Consider the following 13087-nt stretch of genomic DNA (forward strand, 5'->3'; position numbering starts at 1 on the left):
TAGTGTATCGTATTTAGAGCTCTTCAAAAACTCTGGATAGAAGATATAAACGCCTTAATGGCGATTATATACAATATTTTAGAGAGTTTGATCCTGGCTCAGGACGAACGCTGGCGGCGTGCCTAACACATGCAAGTCGAACGGAATTAAGTTTAACACCGAACACTTTGTTTGGTGGGAACACCTTACCGAGTGGTGGGTGTTGAGCTTAATTTAGTGGCGGACGGGTGAGTAACGCGTGAGTAACCTGCCTTTCAGAGGGGGATAACGTCTGGAAACGGACGCTAATACCGCATGACATATTTGGGCTGCATGGTCCGAATATCAAAGGAGCAATCCGCTGGAAGATGGACTCGCGTCCGATTAGCTTGTTGGTGAGGTAAAGGCCCACCAAGGCGACGATCGGTAGCCGGACTGAGAGGTTGAACGGCCACATTGGGACTGAGACACGGCCCAGACTCCTACGGGAGGCAGCAGTGGGGGATATTGCACAATGGAGGAAACTCTGATGCAGCAACGCCGCGTGAGGGAAGACGGTTTTCGGATTGTAAACCTCTGTCCTTGGTGACGAAACAAATGACGGTAGCCAAGGAGGAAGCTCCGGCTAACTACGTGCCAGCAGCCGCGGTAATACGTAGGGAGCAAGCGTTGTCCGGATTTACTGGGTGTAAAGGGTGCGTAGGCGGCTCTGCAAGTCAGGCGTGAAATATATGGGCTTAACCCATAGACTGCGTTTGAAACTGTGGAGCTTGAGTGAAGTAGAGGTAGGCGGAATTCCCGGTGTAGCGGTGAAATGCGTAGAGATCGGGAGGAACACCAGTGGCGAAGGCGGCTTACTGGGCTTTAACTGACGCTGAGGCACGAAAGCATGGGTAGCAAACAGGATTAGATACCCTGGTAGTCCATGCCGTAAACGATGATTACTAGGTGTGGGGGGTCTGACCCCTTCCGTGCCGGAGTTAACACAATAAGTAATCCACCTGGGGAGTACGGCCGCAAGGTTGAAACTCAAAGGAATTGACGGGGGCCCGCACAAGCAGTGGAGTATGTGGTTTAATTCGAAGCAACGCGAAGAACCTTACCAGGTCTTGACATCCAACTAACGAAGCAGAGATGCATCAGGTGCCCTTCGGGGAAAGTTGAGACAGGTGGTGCATGGTTGTCGTCAGCTCGTGTCGTGAGATGTTGGGTTAAGTCCCGCAACGAGCGCAACCCCTGTGATTAGTTGCTACGCAAGAGCACTCTAATCAGACTGCCGTTGACAAAACGGAGGAAGGTGGGGACGACGTCAAATCATCATGCCCTTTATGACCTGGGCTACACACGTACTACAATGGCTGTTAACAAAGGGAAGCAAGACCGCGAGGTGGAGCAAAACCTGAAAAACAGTCTCAGTTCGGATCGCAGGCTGCAACCCGCCTGCGTGAAGTTGGAATTGCTAGTAATCGCGGATCATCATGCCGCGGTGAATACGTTCCCGGGCCTTGTACACACCGCCCGTCACACCATGGGAGCCGGTAATACCCGAAGTCAGTAGCCCAACCGCAAGGGGGGCGCTGCCGAAGGTAGGATTGGCGACTGGGGTGAAGTCGTAACAAGGTAGCCGTATCGGAAGGTGCGGCTGGATCACCTCCTTTCTATGGAGACATGAGCAGCTGAAACAAGCTGGTCAGACATCCAAGGTCAGTTACGGAAGACGAAATTCGAATCGTTGTTTAATTTTGAAGGCCCTGAGCTGAGCTCAGAGGCACGGCCCGCGGACAGCAGTCCGGGGAAAGTGTCTTGGCGCCGCGGGACGGTAACAACCGGCTTCCGGGGTGAGGAGCGAAGCGCAAAGCTTTCAGAAAAAAGTGGAAACAAGGGTAGAACACCTGAGTGAAGCTACCTGTATATGGGGGTTTAGCTCAGCTGGGAGAGCGCCTGCTTTGCAAGCAGGAGGTCAACGGTTCGATCCCGTTAATCTCCACCAGCGGCGAGTCGCCGCAGACAATTCGCGGGTAAGATTTGATGGAAACGTCAAATGAGCGCACGCGGAAAGAACTGCGGATCAGGATTTGCCAAAAAATCACGGAAGCGTGTTAAGGAACGCGTGCGGAAGGCGAGAGATTGCCGAAAGCTGAAGCGTGACGAAACACACTGCGTGTGCGGCTATATGGGCACAAGAATAACCGGATAGCCTCTGGCCAGAAATATGGGCTTATAGCTCAGCCGGTTAGAGCGCACGCCTGATAAGCGTGAGGTCGGTGGTTCGAGTCCACTTAAGCCCACCACGGGTAGCACCCGAGGCAAGGCCCGCCGTGTAACAACGGCAGGAAAGAATCGCGGTGCGGCGGGACAGTCGGAAGACGCTCCCGAAATCCCAAAGACAAATACATACGGTAGTTTGAATTCACTTCGGTGGAGGAAAGGGTATCGTGTGGCAAAGGCCGGCAGAAGGTGGAATCCGCGGCAGAACGGGTCTTTTGATCTGAGTGCTGTCCCGCGACGAAACGGCCTGCGGCCGTGTACATTGAAAACTGAATAAAGAAGAAGCAGATATTAAGCGAAAAATAACTTGTTATTTTTAGATTTAAAATCTACAATTTCAAATTTTTAAAGAAGAACCAAGAAAAAACACATGGTCAAGCTACAAAGAGCGCAAGGGGAATGCCTTGGCACTGGGAGCCGAAGAAGGACGCGACTAACTGCGAAAAGCTATGGGGAGCCGTAAGTGGGCATTGATCCATAGATATCCGAATGGAGCAATCCAACTGGAGTCATGTCCAGTTATCATACACTGAATTCATAGGTGTATGAGGGGAACCGCCTGAACTGAAACATCTAAGTAGGGCGAGGAAAAGACATCAAATGAGATTCCGCTAGTAGTGGCGAGCGAACGCGGAAGAGGCCAAACCGGGAGTAGCAATACTCCCGGGGTTCGGACAGCAACATGGACGCTGGAATTTAGCAGAATGGCATGGGAAGGCCAACGAAACAGTGTGAGAGTCACGTATGCGAAAAAGGAAAGCGCTTAGCTGTATCCAGAGTACCGCCGGACACGTGAAACCCGGTGGGAATATGGGGGGACCACCCTCCAAGCCTAAATACTACCCAGTGACCGATAGTGAAGAGTACTGTGAAGGAAAGGTGAAAAGGACCCCGGAAGGGGAGTGAAAGAGAACCTGAAACCTTGTGCTTACAAGCACCGAGAGCCCGTCAAAGGGTGATCGGGTACCTTTTGTAGAATGGTCCGGCGAGTGAATGTAACTGGCAAGGTTAAGTCCTTAAGGGACGGAGCCGCAGGGAAACCGAGTCTGAAATGGGCGTATGAAGTCAGTTGTATTCGACCCGAAACCGGGTGACCTACCCATGTCCAGGTTGAAGTGGGGGTAAAACCCCATGGAGGACCGAACCGACTCCTGTTGAAATAGTAGCGGATGAGGTGTGGGTAGCGGAGAAATTCCAATCGAACCCGGAGATAGCTGGTTCTCTCCGAAATAGCTTTAGGGCTAGCCTCGTATTAGATTACCGGAGGTAAAGCACTGAATGGTCTAGGGGCCGAAAGGCTACTGAAACCTATCAAACTCAGAATGCCGGATAATTGATGTACGGGAGTCAGACAGCGTGAGATAAGTTTCGTTGTCAAAAGGGAAACAGCCCAGACCCACAGCTAAGGTCCCCAAATATGGTTAAGTGGAAAAGGATGTGGGGTTGCACAGACAACCAGGATGTTGGCTTAGAAGCAGCCACTCATTAAAAGAGTGCGTAATAGCTCACTGGTCGAGTGACCCTGCGCCGAAAATTTAACGGGGCTAAATCATATACCGAAGCTTGGGATTCCGCAAGGAATGGTAGGAGAGCGTTGAATAAGGGGTGAAGTCAGAGCGGAAGCGCTGGTGGACTTTATTCAAGTGAGAATGCCGGAATGAGTAGCGAGAAATGTGTGAGAATCATATTGGCCGAAAGTCTAAGGTTTTTGGAGGAAGGTTCGTCCGCTCCAAGTAAGCCGGGAGCTAAGGTGAGGCCGAGAGGCGTAGCCGATGCACATACGGTGGAAATTCCGTAGCCGCCAAAAGATTTAAGTAAGAGGACACCTGCAAAGGGCATAACCCGGGCGATGGTTGACCCGGGCGTAAGGGACCGAAATTAGAGTAGGGAAGTATGCATAGAGCAGGGCGAGAAAAGTCTTATGGATATCTGAGGCGCCCGTACCGCAAACCGACACAGGTAGATAGGAAGAGAATTCCAAGGCCAACGGGAGAAGGGTAGTTAAGGAACTCGGCAAATTGACCCCGTAACTTAGGGAAAAGGGGTGCCACAGCAATGTGGCCGCAGAGAATAGGCCCAGGCGACTGTTTAGCAAAAACACAGGTCTCTGCCAAATCGCAAGATGAAGTATAGGGGCTGACACCTGCCCGGTGCTGGAAGGTTAAGAGGAGATGTGCAAGCATTGAATTGAAGCCCCAGTAAACGGCGGCCGTAACTATAACGGTCCTAAGGTAGCGAAATTCCTTGTCGGGTAAGTTCCGACCCGCACGAATGGTGTAACGATCTGGGCACTGTCTCAATTACCCGCCCGGCGAAATTGTAGTACCGGTGAAGATGCCGGTTACCCGCGACAAGACGGAAAGACCCCATGGAGCTTTACTGCAGTTTAATATTGGGTTTCGGTAATTTATGTACAGGATAGGTGGGAGACTGTGAAGCAAGGGCGCCAGCCTTTGCGGAGTCGCTGTTGGGATACCACTCTTAAGTTGCTGAAATTCTAACCTGCGGCCGTGAATCCGGCCGGGGGACATTGTTAGACGGGCAGTTTGACTGGGGCGGTCGCCTCCAAAAGAGTAACGGAGGCGCTCAAAGGTCAGCTCAGCACGGACGGAAACCGTGCCTTTGAGTGTAAACGCGTAAGCTGGCCTAACTGCGAGGGTGACGGCCCGAGCAGTAACGAAAGTTGGAGTTAGTGATCCGGCGGTATGAGAGTGGAATTGCCGTCGCTCAACGGATAAAAGCTACCCTGGGGATAACAGGCTGATCTCCCCCAAGAGTCCACATCGACGGGGAGGTTTGGCACCTCGATGTCGGCTCATCACATCCTGGGGCTGTATTCGGTCCCAAGGGTTCGGCTGTTCGCCGATTAAAGTGGTACGCGAGCTGGGTTCAGAACGTCGTGAGACAGTTCGGTCCCTATCTGTCGTGGGCGCAGGATATTTGAGGAGAGCTGTCCTTAGTACGAGAGGACCGGGATGGACGCACCGCTGGCGCACCAGTTGTCATGCCAATGGCACAGCTGGGCAACTATGTGCGGATCGGATAAACGCTGAAAGCATCTAAGCGTGAAGCCGGCTCCAAGATTAGATATCCCATAGCGTAAGCTAGTAAGGCCCCTTGAAGACTACAAGGTTGATAGGCTGCGTGTGTAAGTACGGTAACGTATTCAGCTTGGCAGTACTAATAGGCCGAGGGCTTGACCATATTTTTCTTGGCAACCCTCTATTTCTCACTCTGCTTCCCTCCCTTTATTCAGTTTTCAGTGTACAAAAGTACCTGTGAAAAGCAAAGAGCAGCGGATGAAAATCCGGAGCGTGCAGGCTCAACCTGCCATATGCACCATTAGCTCAGTTGGTAGAGCACCTGACTCTTAATCAGGGTGTCCCGGGTTCGAGTCCCTGATGGTGCACCATTAAGAAGTCGGAACGGGGGCTGGAGCCTCTGGCCTCTGCATCTGACTGTATGAAAGATATGGCCCGTTGGTCAAGCGGTTAAGACACCGGCCTCTCACGCCGATAACGGGAGTTCGATTCTCCCACGGGTCACCATTTTCTGTTCAAGCGCAATTGGTTTTTCTTTCCGCTGAGCCGGAGAATCGAACTCCGGTCTTCCACAGGAAAGCAAGGGCAGAGATTTCAAGTGGCTGTCTGAGGTCATCGCCGTAGGCGCATGCCGACTGCAAAGTCCTCCCACGGGTCACCAAATTTCATTTGCTATGGTAAGATTTTTGTTTCCGTCGAGTCGGAGAATTACAATTTAATTTAAGTTAGTTGGTGCTGATGACGGTGAGGGTCCACCCGTTCCCATCCCGAACACGGAAGTTAAGCTCACTGGTGCCGAAGATACTTGGCTGGTAACGGCCCGGGACAATAGGAAGGTGCCAACACAAATAATCCTCAATAGCTCAGCCGGTAGAGCATGCGGCTGTTAACCGCAGGGTCGTTGGTTCGAGTCCAACTTGGGGAGCCAGAGAAGATCACCAGTCGAATGATTGGTGGTCTTTATGTTTTATCCGCATATCCTGAAGGAGATTCAGGGCGTTAAGGAAACACCCCCCCTTAGATTTGTTTGGGCCTTGGATCAAGAGACGGGGCTAATCCGGAGAGACGAAGGAATCACCTGAGATGGGTGATTTTTTGTTATATAACTGATAACAATGCAAACAAGAGGGAAGTTGCCTTCGCAAAACTTGACAGACCTGGTCTGCTTCCCTATAATGAGGATAAAAAGAACAGAGAGAACATTTCTGTTGCGATGACAATCATGGAAGCGATTAGAACCTATCAAATGATTCTTAGAAAGGTATTACGGTTGATGAAATACACTCATATCGTTTTTGATGTTGACGGAACGCTGCTTGACAGTGAGGATGCGGTTCTTTTATCCTTTCAGAAGATGCTTTTTACCATACAGGGAAAAATGTATCCGCTGGAAGAACTTCGGTTTTCCCTTGGAATCCCCGGGCATGACGCGTTGGCCAGGATGAAGGTTGAGCCGCTCGAAGACGCTTTCCGCATCTGGGGAGAATATGAAAAGGAATTTTCCTATTCCATAAAACCATTTAAGGAAATCCCCTCTACGCTTTCACAGCTGAAAAGGAATGGAATCCAAATGGGCGTTATTACCTCCCGGACGAGGGAAGAGTATGCGGCGGTGGTCCCCCCTTTCGGGCTGGATCATTATTTTGAACATATTCTCTGCGCGGAGGATTCACCCGGACACAAGCCCGATCCGGCGCCGATGCTTAGATATATGGAGCTGTCCGGTGCGGGTAAGGAAAACGTGCTGTATATCGGGGACTCCGCTTACGACTGCAGATGCGCGCACGGGGCGGGTGTGGACTTCGCTTTGGCTTTGTGGGGCTGCCGTGCTCCGGAGGGCATTTCTCCGGAATATGCCTTGGAGAAGCCGGAAGATGTATTATCTTTATAAGAAAAAATGAGGGGAACAGATTCCCTATGCAGTATGGCTTAAAGTTTAAGGAAAGCGTTGAGGTACGGGTATGATTGGAATTATCGGGGCAATGTCGGTAGAAGTGGAAAATTTAATCGCGGTCATGACGGATAAAAGTACGCAGACAGTCAGTTCGGTGGTTTACTATACCGGGAGAATAGAGAACATCGACTGTGTTGTCGCGAAATGCGGCGTTGGAAAAGTCGCGGCGGCGGTCTGCACGCAGACTATGATTTTGAATTATCATCCCAGTGCGGTCATCAATGTCGGCGTTGCGGGCGGTATCGGCGAAAATATTCATATCGGCGATATCGTCGTATCAAGCGGGCTGGTGCAGCACGACATGGATACCACCGCTATTGGGGATGAAAAGGGCCTGATCAGTGGACTGAATATCGTCACCATTCCCGCCAGCACAAGGTTGGTTGATCTGGTGGTTTCCACCGCGAAGCAGATTTATGGCCAGGGCGTGCATGTCGGGGTGATCGCCACGGGTGACCAGTTCATCAGCAGCGGGGAAAAGCTGAAGGAAATCGCCCGGGATTTTCAGGCTTCGGCGTGCGAAATGGAAGGCGGGAGCATCGCGCAGGTATGCTACATAAACCATGTGGATTTCGTGGTCATCCGCGCCATCTCGGATAATGCCAATGAGGCGGCCAATATCGATTTCGCCGCTTTTGCTATTTCCTCCGCGCATAAGACCGCGGAGCTTATCACAAAAATATTACCCTCCATCTGAAAAAGAGGTGTAAGACATGAAGATCATCGACGTGTCACGTGAGCTTTTTTCCGCACCGGTTTATCCGGGGGACCCGGAGCCTTACCGGGACTCCGTGCGCCGGATGGAGCTGGGGGACGTCTGCAATCTTTCAGGTTTTTACACGGGATGCCACAGCGCCACCCACGTTGACGCACCGCGCCATTTCATTGAAGACGGCGAAACGGTCGACCAGCTCGATTTGGCGCGGCTGACAGGTCCCTGCACCGTCGTGGAGGCAAACGGTATTATTACCGGCTCCGATATTGACAACATCGTGCCGTATGCTCAGAAAATGATTTTGTTCAAGGGGCAGGCATCCCTGTCCCAAAGCGGCGCCTTCGCGCTGACGGCCGCGGGCGTTACCCTGGTGGGAACGGATGCGCTCAGTATTGAAACGGAAGACGACGGCTCCTTTCCCGCGCACAAAGAGCTGCTGGGAGCAGGCGTACTGATTCTGGAGGGGCTGGACCTCTCCATGGCGGAACCCGGCGGCTACCGGCTGATCGCCCTGCCGCTCCGCCTGGGCGGAGCGGAGGCTTCCCCGGTAAGGGCCGTCCTGATCAGAGAGGATGGGCAGGACATCGAGGCACCATGAAACAGGGAGGGAACCGATTTCGATTCCCTCCCGTTATTTTGTAGAACAACCACCGACTATGTCGGTGGAGCGGAAAAAGCTTTAGCGTTGAAACAGACAAAAAAACTCCTTTTGATGTAAAATAAGCTTGCGGTCTGGCAACTGCAAGAGACATCAAAAGGAGGACATTCAGAGATGAATGACAATAAAAGTTTAGCACATACCAAATGGAACTGCAAATATCATATTGTATTTGCACCAAAGTACCGTAGAAAAATATTTTACGGAGGCAAGCGAGCAGAAATAGGAAAAATACTGAGAGAATTATGCGGTTGGAAGGGAGTCGCTCTTTTAGAAGGAGAGGTATGTCCTGACCATGTACACATATTAGTAGAGATACCACCGAAGATGAGTGTAGCGAGTTTTATGGGATTTTTAAAAGGGAAAAGCAGCCTCATCATTCACGAAAGACATGCAAATTTAAAATACAAGCATGGAAACAGAAGCTTTTGGTGCCGAGGATATTATGTGGATACAGTTGGAAAGAATGCAAAGAGGATAACCGAATACATTCAACATCAATTGGAAGAGGATAAATTAGAAGATCAATTAACGTTCAGAGAATATCAAGACCCTTTTAAGGGTAGCAAGTAACAATCCTTTGCAAATGTCAGACCGTACCAGCCATTGCAATGGCCGCCAGTAATAGCGGGTTATACCCGCATATGAAATACCACCGGCTACGCCGGTGGATTTTTATTTCTGTTTAATAATACCGGAACACCGCGACGACTTTCCCGAGGATCAAAACGTCTTTCGTGTAGATCGGCTGATAATCCGGATTTTCCGGCTGAAGGCGGATCCTGTCCTTTTCGCGGAACAGACGCTTTACCGTCGCCTCGTCTTCGATCAGGGCAACCACGATTTCCCCGTCGAGCGCGGTCGGCGTTTTCAGAGCGACGACGATATCGCCGTTCAGAATCCCGGCGTCCTTCATGCTTTCCCCTCGGACATTCAGCGCAAAATATTCTTCACCGCTGTAACGGGCGGGTGAGAAGGGGACGTAGCCCTCCACCTCCTCGACGGCAAGAATCGGCTGGCCGGCGGCGACCTTTCCCACGATGGGGACCTGTATGGTGCTCTGTTCCCCCGCAAGGTGGATCGCGCGGTTCAGGCCCGCGTCACGGCTGATATACCCGGCGCGTTCCAACGTTTTCAGGTGAGCGTGTACGCTGGAGGTTGACTTCAGCCCGGTTGCGCTGCAGATTTCGCGCACAGTGGGCGGAAGCCCGTTTTCGGCCCGGCTTTTTAAATAGTCGTATACTTTTTGCTGGCTTTTGGTTAACATTCCGCAGCCCTCCCGTGTATTTGGCTTCTGCAGATATTATAACATATTTTTGAAAAAAATCAAACAAATGTTTGGAATATTAAAAATTCATAAGATATTCATAGCTATGTAACAACTGAATCCCGCTATGCGATATAATAAAGACGTAATCAAGGATATGGAGCCGCACCATTACTTGATACATGTTCTACCCTCCTCAATATACCCCTCAAGCTAATGAAAAAGGACCTGGTCGAAATTGGACTATCCCCCGAAGAACGGACAGTGAAAAAAGAGACCTCCTGTTGTAGAATGGAAACTACGACAGGAGGTCATTTCATGTCCAGGAAATATACAAAAGTTGAAATTCTAAGCGAAGAAGTGTTCCGGAGAAAGGCAGCAGGCGAAACCAACCGAGAAATAGCGGAAAGTTATGGTCTAAGCAAAAAACAAATTAAAAAGCTGGTCACGCGCCAGAATCACAAAGCCCGCTTGATTGCCAATGGCTATGTTCCTCGTCCAAAGGGACGGCCGAGACAAAAACCGGCTGACAAAGAAACGCAACGGAACAACGAATTGATTGAGCTGCGGATGAAAGTAGAACTGCTGCAAAATTTTCTGTCCGAAGCTGGAAGGAAGTGAAACTGAAATATCGCGTCATTGAACGATTTCGTGGTAAATACAGCATTGAGGCCATGTGCCGTTCCTTCGGGGTTTCCCGCAGCGGCTACTATGCATGGCGGAATCGACAGAAAAAAGAAGCAAAGGACCAATGGCTGACGGACTTGATTGCGGACTGTCAGCAGCGCTGTAAACAGACCTACGGTTGCCGTCGGGTGCGCCGCTGGATTCTGCGGCAGACCGGAAAAAAAGTCAATTTGAAAGCCATTCTGCGCGTCATGCGAAAGGATGATCTGCTTTCACAAATACGTCGGCGTCGACCCTATGTCCATTACAAACAGGCAGTACATAAATATCCGAACCTGTTGCAGAGATCCTTTGAGCAGCCCTTGCCCAATCGTTTCTGGGTTACGGACATTACCTACCTCCCTACTGTAAAAGGAATGCTGTATCTGTGCGCGGTAGTAGACCTGTGCGGCAAAATGGTTTTGGCCTATCGTATCGGCAATGACATGACCGCCTCACTGGTGACGGATACCATCCGGGATGCCGTACAAAAAGAGAAGGTCGCTGGTGGACTTGCCCTCCACAGCGACCAAGGGTCTCAATACACCTCGCAAGCATACTTTGACCTAAGTCAAGAATATCATTTTCAGCCGTCCATGTCCAGCCCCGGGTGCCCTTATGACAACGCCGCTATGGAAAATTTCTTTGGTACACTCAAGACGGAATGCCTATATCGTATGAATTTTTCCTGCCGTACCGAAGTGGAACAAGCAGTGGCTGAATATGTTCAGTTTTACAATTATGAGCGAATCAATCTGAAAAACGGCCTCACTCCGTCCGAAATTCGGAGCAAGGCCGCCTAAATCCTATCTATTCTGCGACAGGCCTTTTATTCCTTTGTCTGTTTGTTGGGGATCAGTCCAAAATGGATTAGGTCTTTTTTCTTTTTTTATTTTTATGATAAAAATGTCATCCGCCGAATATAACGTTTCATTTATGGCCAAAATATATTCGGAGGTGGCACGAATGAGTAATTTACATTTGTTAAATAACAAATCACAAAAGAACTCCAGGGGATTTTATATTGCGCTTGGCGTGTGTCTGATTGCGGTTGGTGTTGCGGCCTGGACCACTTATGACAGCGTGGTCAACTATGCTTCTCCCGAGGAAGGGACGACAAGCAGCGCACAGGTACAGCATACGAATGAAACGGTAAGCGGAATCAAGGTCTATACGGGAGGCGAAACTTCTTCTGCAGCGGCGCCCGCAGAGTCGGAGCCGGCAAAGGAAGAGCCGTCTGAGGCTCCGTCCCAAGCGCCGTCTGCTCCGCCGTCGTCTGCCGTACCGGCCAAGCAGACCGTGGCCAGCGTTCTGACCTTTGCCAGCCCGGTCGAGAAAAACGTCACGCTGAAATTCAGCGGGGAAAATCCCGTTTTCTCAAATACGATGAAGGACTGGCGTGTGCACAACGGCACCGACTTTGCCGCTAAGGAAGGAACCGCCGTCAAAGCGGTCGCGAACGGCACAGTGAAAAATGTCTATACGGACGACCTTTACGGCCTGACGGCTGTGATTCAGCACGGAGATTACGAAACCTATTACTGCGGTTTGGCAGCGGCGAGCGTCAAAAAGGGAGCGGCCGTCAAACAGGGTCAGCAGGTCGGAACGGTCGGAACGGTCCCGTGTGAAAGCGCCGACGCATCCCATCTGCATTTATCAATGAAAAAGGGCGGAAAATATATCGACCCGCTTTCCATTATTAAATAACTCGCCCCCGACACTGTAAACGATTAGGGGCAAAATCACAGCTGCAGAATGAATGGTTCTGCAGCTTTTTTATGATCTCCGTTTTTTCATTTGTGAAATCCGGCTTTCTGTGCTATAATAAAACCGAAAGTGATGGATCCTACAAAAAATGTCGAATTTTTATTTAACACTTTGTTAATGATTTATACACTTTCTGTTACCACAACGGCAAGGAAATCAAACTATACTGAGTATGGTTGGAAAATACGGTATTCGGAAGGGAGGCACAGTATTGAAAGACAGGAACACAACCCTCGTATGCGTTACGGGTCAGCGTGACTGTGACAGACTGATTCGGGCCGGCAAAAAAATTGCCGAAGAGAGTTCCACTTCTTTACAGGTACTCTGCGTGCAGCCAACCTCTGCGGGATTTGAAACCAGCTGTGAAGAGCTCGAATATCTGCGTCAGACGGCACGTGACGCGCAGGCGGAAATGACCGTTTACTTTAACGACGAAGCGGCATTGATCGCTGTAGGGTTTGTAAAACAAATCGGTGCGGTCCATATTGTAACGGGAATGGCGGAGGCGCCGGTGAACGGATTTGTAGAAATGATCCACAAGCTTTTGCCCAAAATTCCGATCTCAATGGTGGCAAAAGACGGAACGATTTATAATATTTGTCCATCAGGAAAAAAACAGCAGACTGTTAAACTGGCAGTCCAAAATTAGTACATAGCCGGGCGCCGGGGATCACACTCCGGCGCCCCTTTTTTCTATGTTTTTTGCCCTTGTTTCGGTTCTGAACGGCCGTGTGGGACATAAGGGACTTGCAAATCGTTACAAAAATGTTTA

Annotated in this window: 9 protein-coding genes, 5 tRNA genes and 3 rRNA genes; 16 read left to right on the forward strand and 1 reads right to left on the reverse strand. The window is 50.4% G+C overall.

From position 1 onward, the window contains the following. The first annotated feature begins 75 nt into the window (after nt 1–75). From ACRQV7_RS02175 to tnpA, 12 genes are all read left to right on the forward strand, one after another. A 16S ribosomal RNA gene (locus tag ACRQV7_RS02175) occupies nt 76–1637 on the forward strand. A gap of 256 nt (nt 1638–1893) precedes the next feature. Further along, nucleotides 1894–1969, forward strand: a tRNA-Ala gene (locus ACRQV7_RS02180). A 224-nt stretch (nt 1970–2193) separates the two neighbouring features. Beyond that, nucleotides 2194–2270: transfer RNA gene (locus ACRQV7_RS02185), tRNA-Ile, on the forward strand. 349 nt (nt 2271–2619) lie between these two features. Further along, nucleotides 2620–5451: ribosomal RNA gene (locus tag ACRQV7_RS02190) — 23S ribosomal RNA — on the forward strand. 132 nt (nt 5452–5583) lie between these two features. After that, nucleotides 5584–5659: transfer RNA gene (locus ACRQV7_RS02195), tRNA-Lys, on the forward strand. Between the two features lie 61 nt (nt 5660–5720). Further along, nucleotides 5721–5795 (forward strand) — tRNA-Glu (locus ACRQV7_RS02200). 221 nt (nt 5796–6016) lie between these two features. Then, nucleotides 6017–6133 (forward strand): 5S ribosomal RNA (rrf, locus tag ACRQV7_RS02205). Together the 16S, 23S and 5S rRNA genes with 5 tRNA genes alongside form the textbook arrangement of a ribosomal RNA operon. Before the next feature lie 7 nt (nt 6134–6140). After that, nucleotides 6141–6216 (forward strand) — tRNA-Asn (locus ACRQV7_RS02210). Nucleotides 6217–6561: 345 nt separating this feature from the next. After that, on the forward strand, nt 6562–7179 hold the full coding sequence (locus ACRQV7_RS02215) for an HAD family hydrolase (RefSeq protein WP_444659260.1): 618 nt from the start codon (nt 6562–6564) through the stop codon (nt 7177–7179). A 70-nt stretch (nt 7180–7249) separates the two neighbouring features. Beyond that, nucleotides 7250–7939 (forward strand): 5'-methylthioadenosine/adenosylhomocysteine nucleosidase, encoded by a 690-nt coding sequence (locus tag ACRQV7_RS02220; protein WP_275717459.1) that lies wholly within the window; start codon nt 7250–7252, stop codon nt 7937–7939. Nucleotides 7940–7955: 16 nt separating this feature from the next. Next, nucleotides 7956–8555, forward strand: coding sequence for a cyclase family protein (locus tag ACRQV7_RS02225; protein WP_444659261.1), 600 nt, complete (start codon nt 7956–7958; stop codon nt 8553–8555). Nucleotides 8556–8729: 174 nt separating this feature from the next. Next, the gene (gene tnpA / locus ACRQV7_RS02230) at nt 8730–9188 is read left to right on the forward strand and encodes an IS200/IS605 family transposase (protein ID WP_444659262.1); all 459 of its coding nucleotides are present in this window, start codon (nt 8730–8732) and stop codon (nt 9186–9188) included. 112 nt (nt 9189–9300) lie between these two features. On the opposite strand, the gene lexA is transcribed toward tnpA, so the two are convergent. Further along, nucleotides 9301–9882, reverse strand: a complete 582-nt coding sequence (gene lexA, locus ACRQV7_RS02235) for a transcriptional repressor LexA (RefSeq protein ID WP_275717455.1) — start codon at nt 9880–9882, stop codon at nt 9301–9303. A 318-nt stretch (nt 9883–10200) separates the two neighbouring features. Here lexA and ACRQV7_RS02240 point away from each other — a divergent pair, with 318 nt between their 5' ends. The 4 genes from ACRQV7_RS02240 to ACRQV7_RS02255 all read left to right on the forward strand — a co-directional run bounded on the left by ACRQV7_RS02240 (nt 10201) and on the right by ACRQV7_RS02255 (nt 12964). Continuing rightward, nucleotides 10201–10503: an imidazolonepropionase gene (locus tag ACRQV7_RS02240; protein ID WP_444659263.1), complete on the forward strand. Its 303-nt coding sequence runs from the start codon at nt 10201–10203 to the stop codon at nt 10501–10503. Beyond that, the gene (locus ACRQV7_RS02245) at nt 10500–11351 is read left to right on the forward strand and encodes an IS3 family transposase (protein ID WP_444659264.1); all 852 of its coding nucleotides are present in this window, start codon (nt 10500–10502) and stop codon (nt 11349–11351) included. Before ACRQV7_RS02240 ends, ACRQV7_RS02245 begins: the two co-directional genes overlap by 4 nt. A gap of 163 nt (nt 11352–11514) precedes the next feature. Then, the gene (locus ACRQV7_RS02250; RefSeq protein WP_444659265.1) at nt 11515–12255 is read left to right on the forward strand and encodes a peptidoglycan DD-metalloendopeptidase family protein; all 741 of its coding nucleotides are present in this window, start codon (nt 11515–11517) and stop codon (nt 12253–12255) included. Between the two features lie 271 nt (nt 12256–12526). Beyond that, entirely contained in the window at nt 12527–12964 is a 438-nt protein-coding gene (locus ACRQV7_RS02255) for a hypothetical protein (protein WP_275717451.1), read from the forward strand. Nucleotides 12965–13087 lie beyond the last annotated feature (123 nt).

It is taken from the genome of Caproiciproducens lactatisolvens, from assembly GCF_052443335.1.
In the GTDB taxonomy this organism is placed as follows: Bacteria; Bacillota; Clostridia; order Oscillospirales; family Acutalibacteraceae; genus Caproiciproducens.

Coding starts and splice junctions, on each gene's coding strand:
- ACRQV7_RS02215 (WP_444659260.1), top strand. CDS start 6,562: ATGAAATACACTCATATCGTTTTTGATGTTGACGGAACGCTGCTTGAC.
- ACRQV7_RS02220 (WP_275717459.1), top strand. CDS start 7,250: ATGATTGGAATTATCGGGGCAATGTCGGTAGAAGTGGAAAATTTAATC.
- ACRQV7_RS02225 (WP_444659261.1), top strand. CDS start 7,956: ATGAAGATCATCGACGTGTCACGTGAGCTTTTTTCCGCACCGGTTTAT.
- tnpA (WP_444659262.1), top strand. CDS start 8,730: ATGAATGACAATAAAAGTTTAGCACATACCAAATGGAACTGCAAATAT.
- lexA (WP_275717455.1), bottom strand. CDS start 9,882: ATGTTAACCAAAAGCCAGCAAAAAGTATACGACTATTTAAAAAGCCGG.
- ACRQV7_RS02240 (WP_444659263.1), top strand. CDS start 10,201: ATGTCCAGGAAATATACAAAAGTTGAAATTCTAAGCGAAGAAGTGTTC.
- ACRQV7_RS02250 (WP_444659265.1), top strand. CDS start 11,515: ATGAGTAATTTACATTTGTTAAATAACAAATCACAAAAGAACTCCAGG.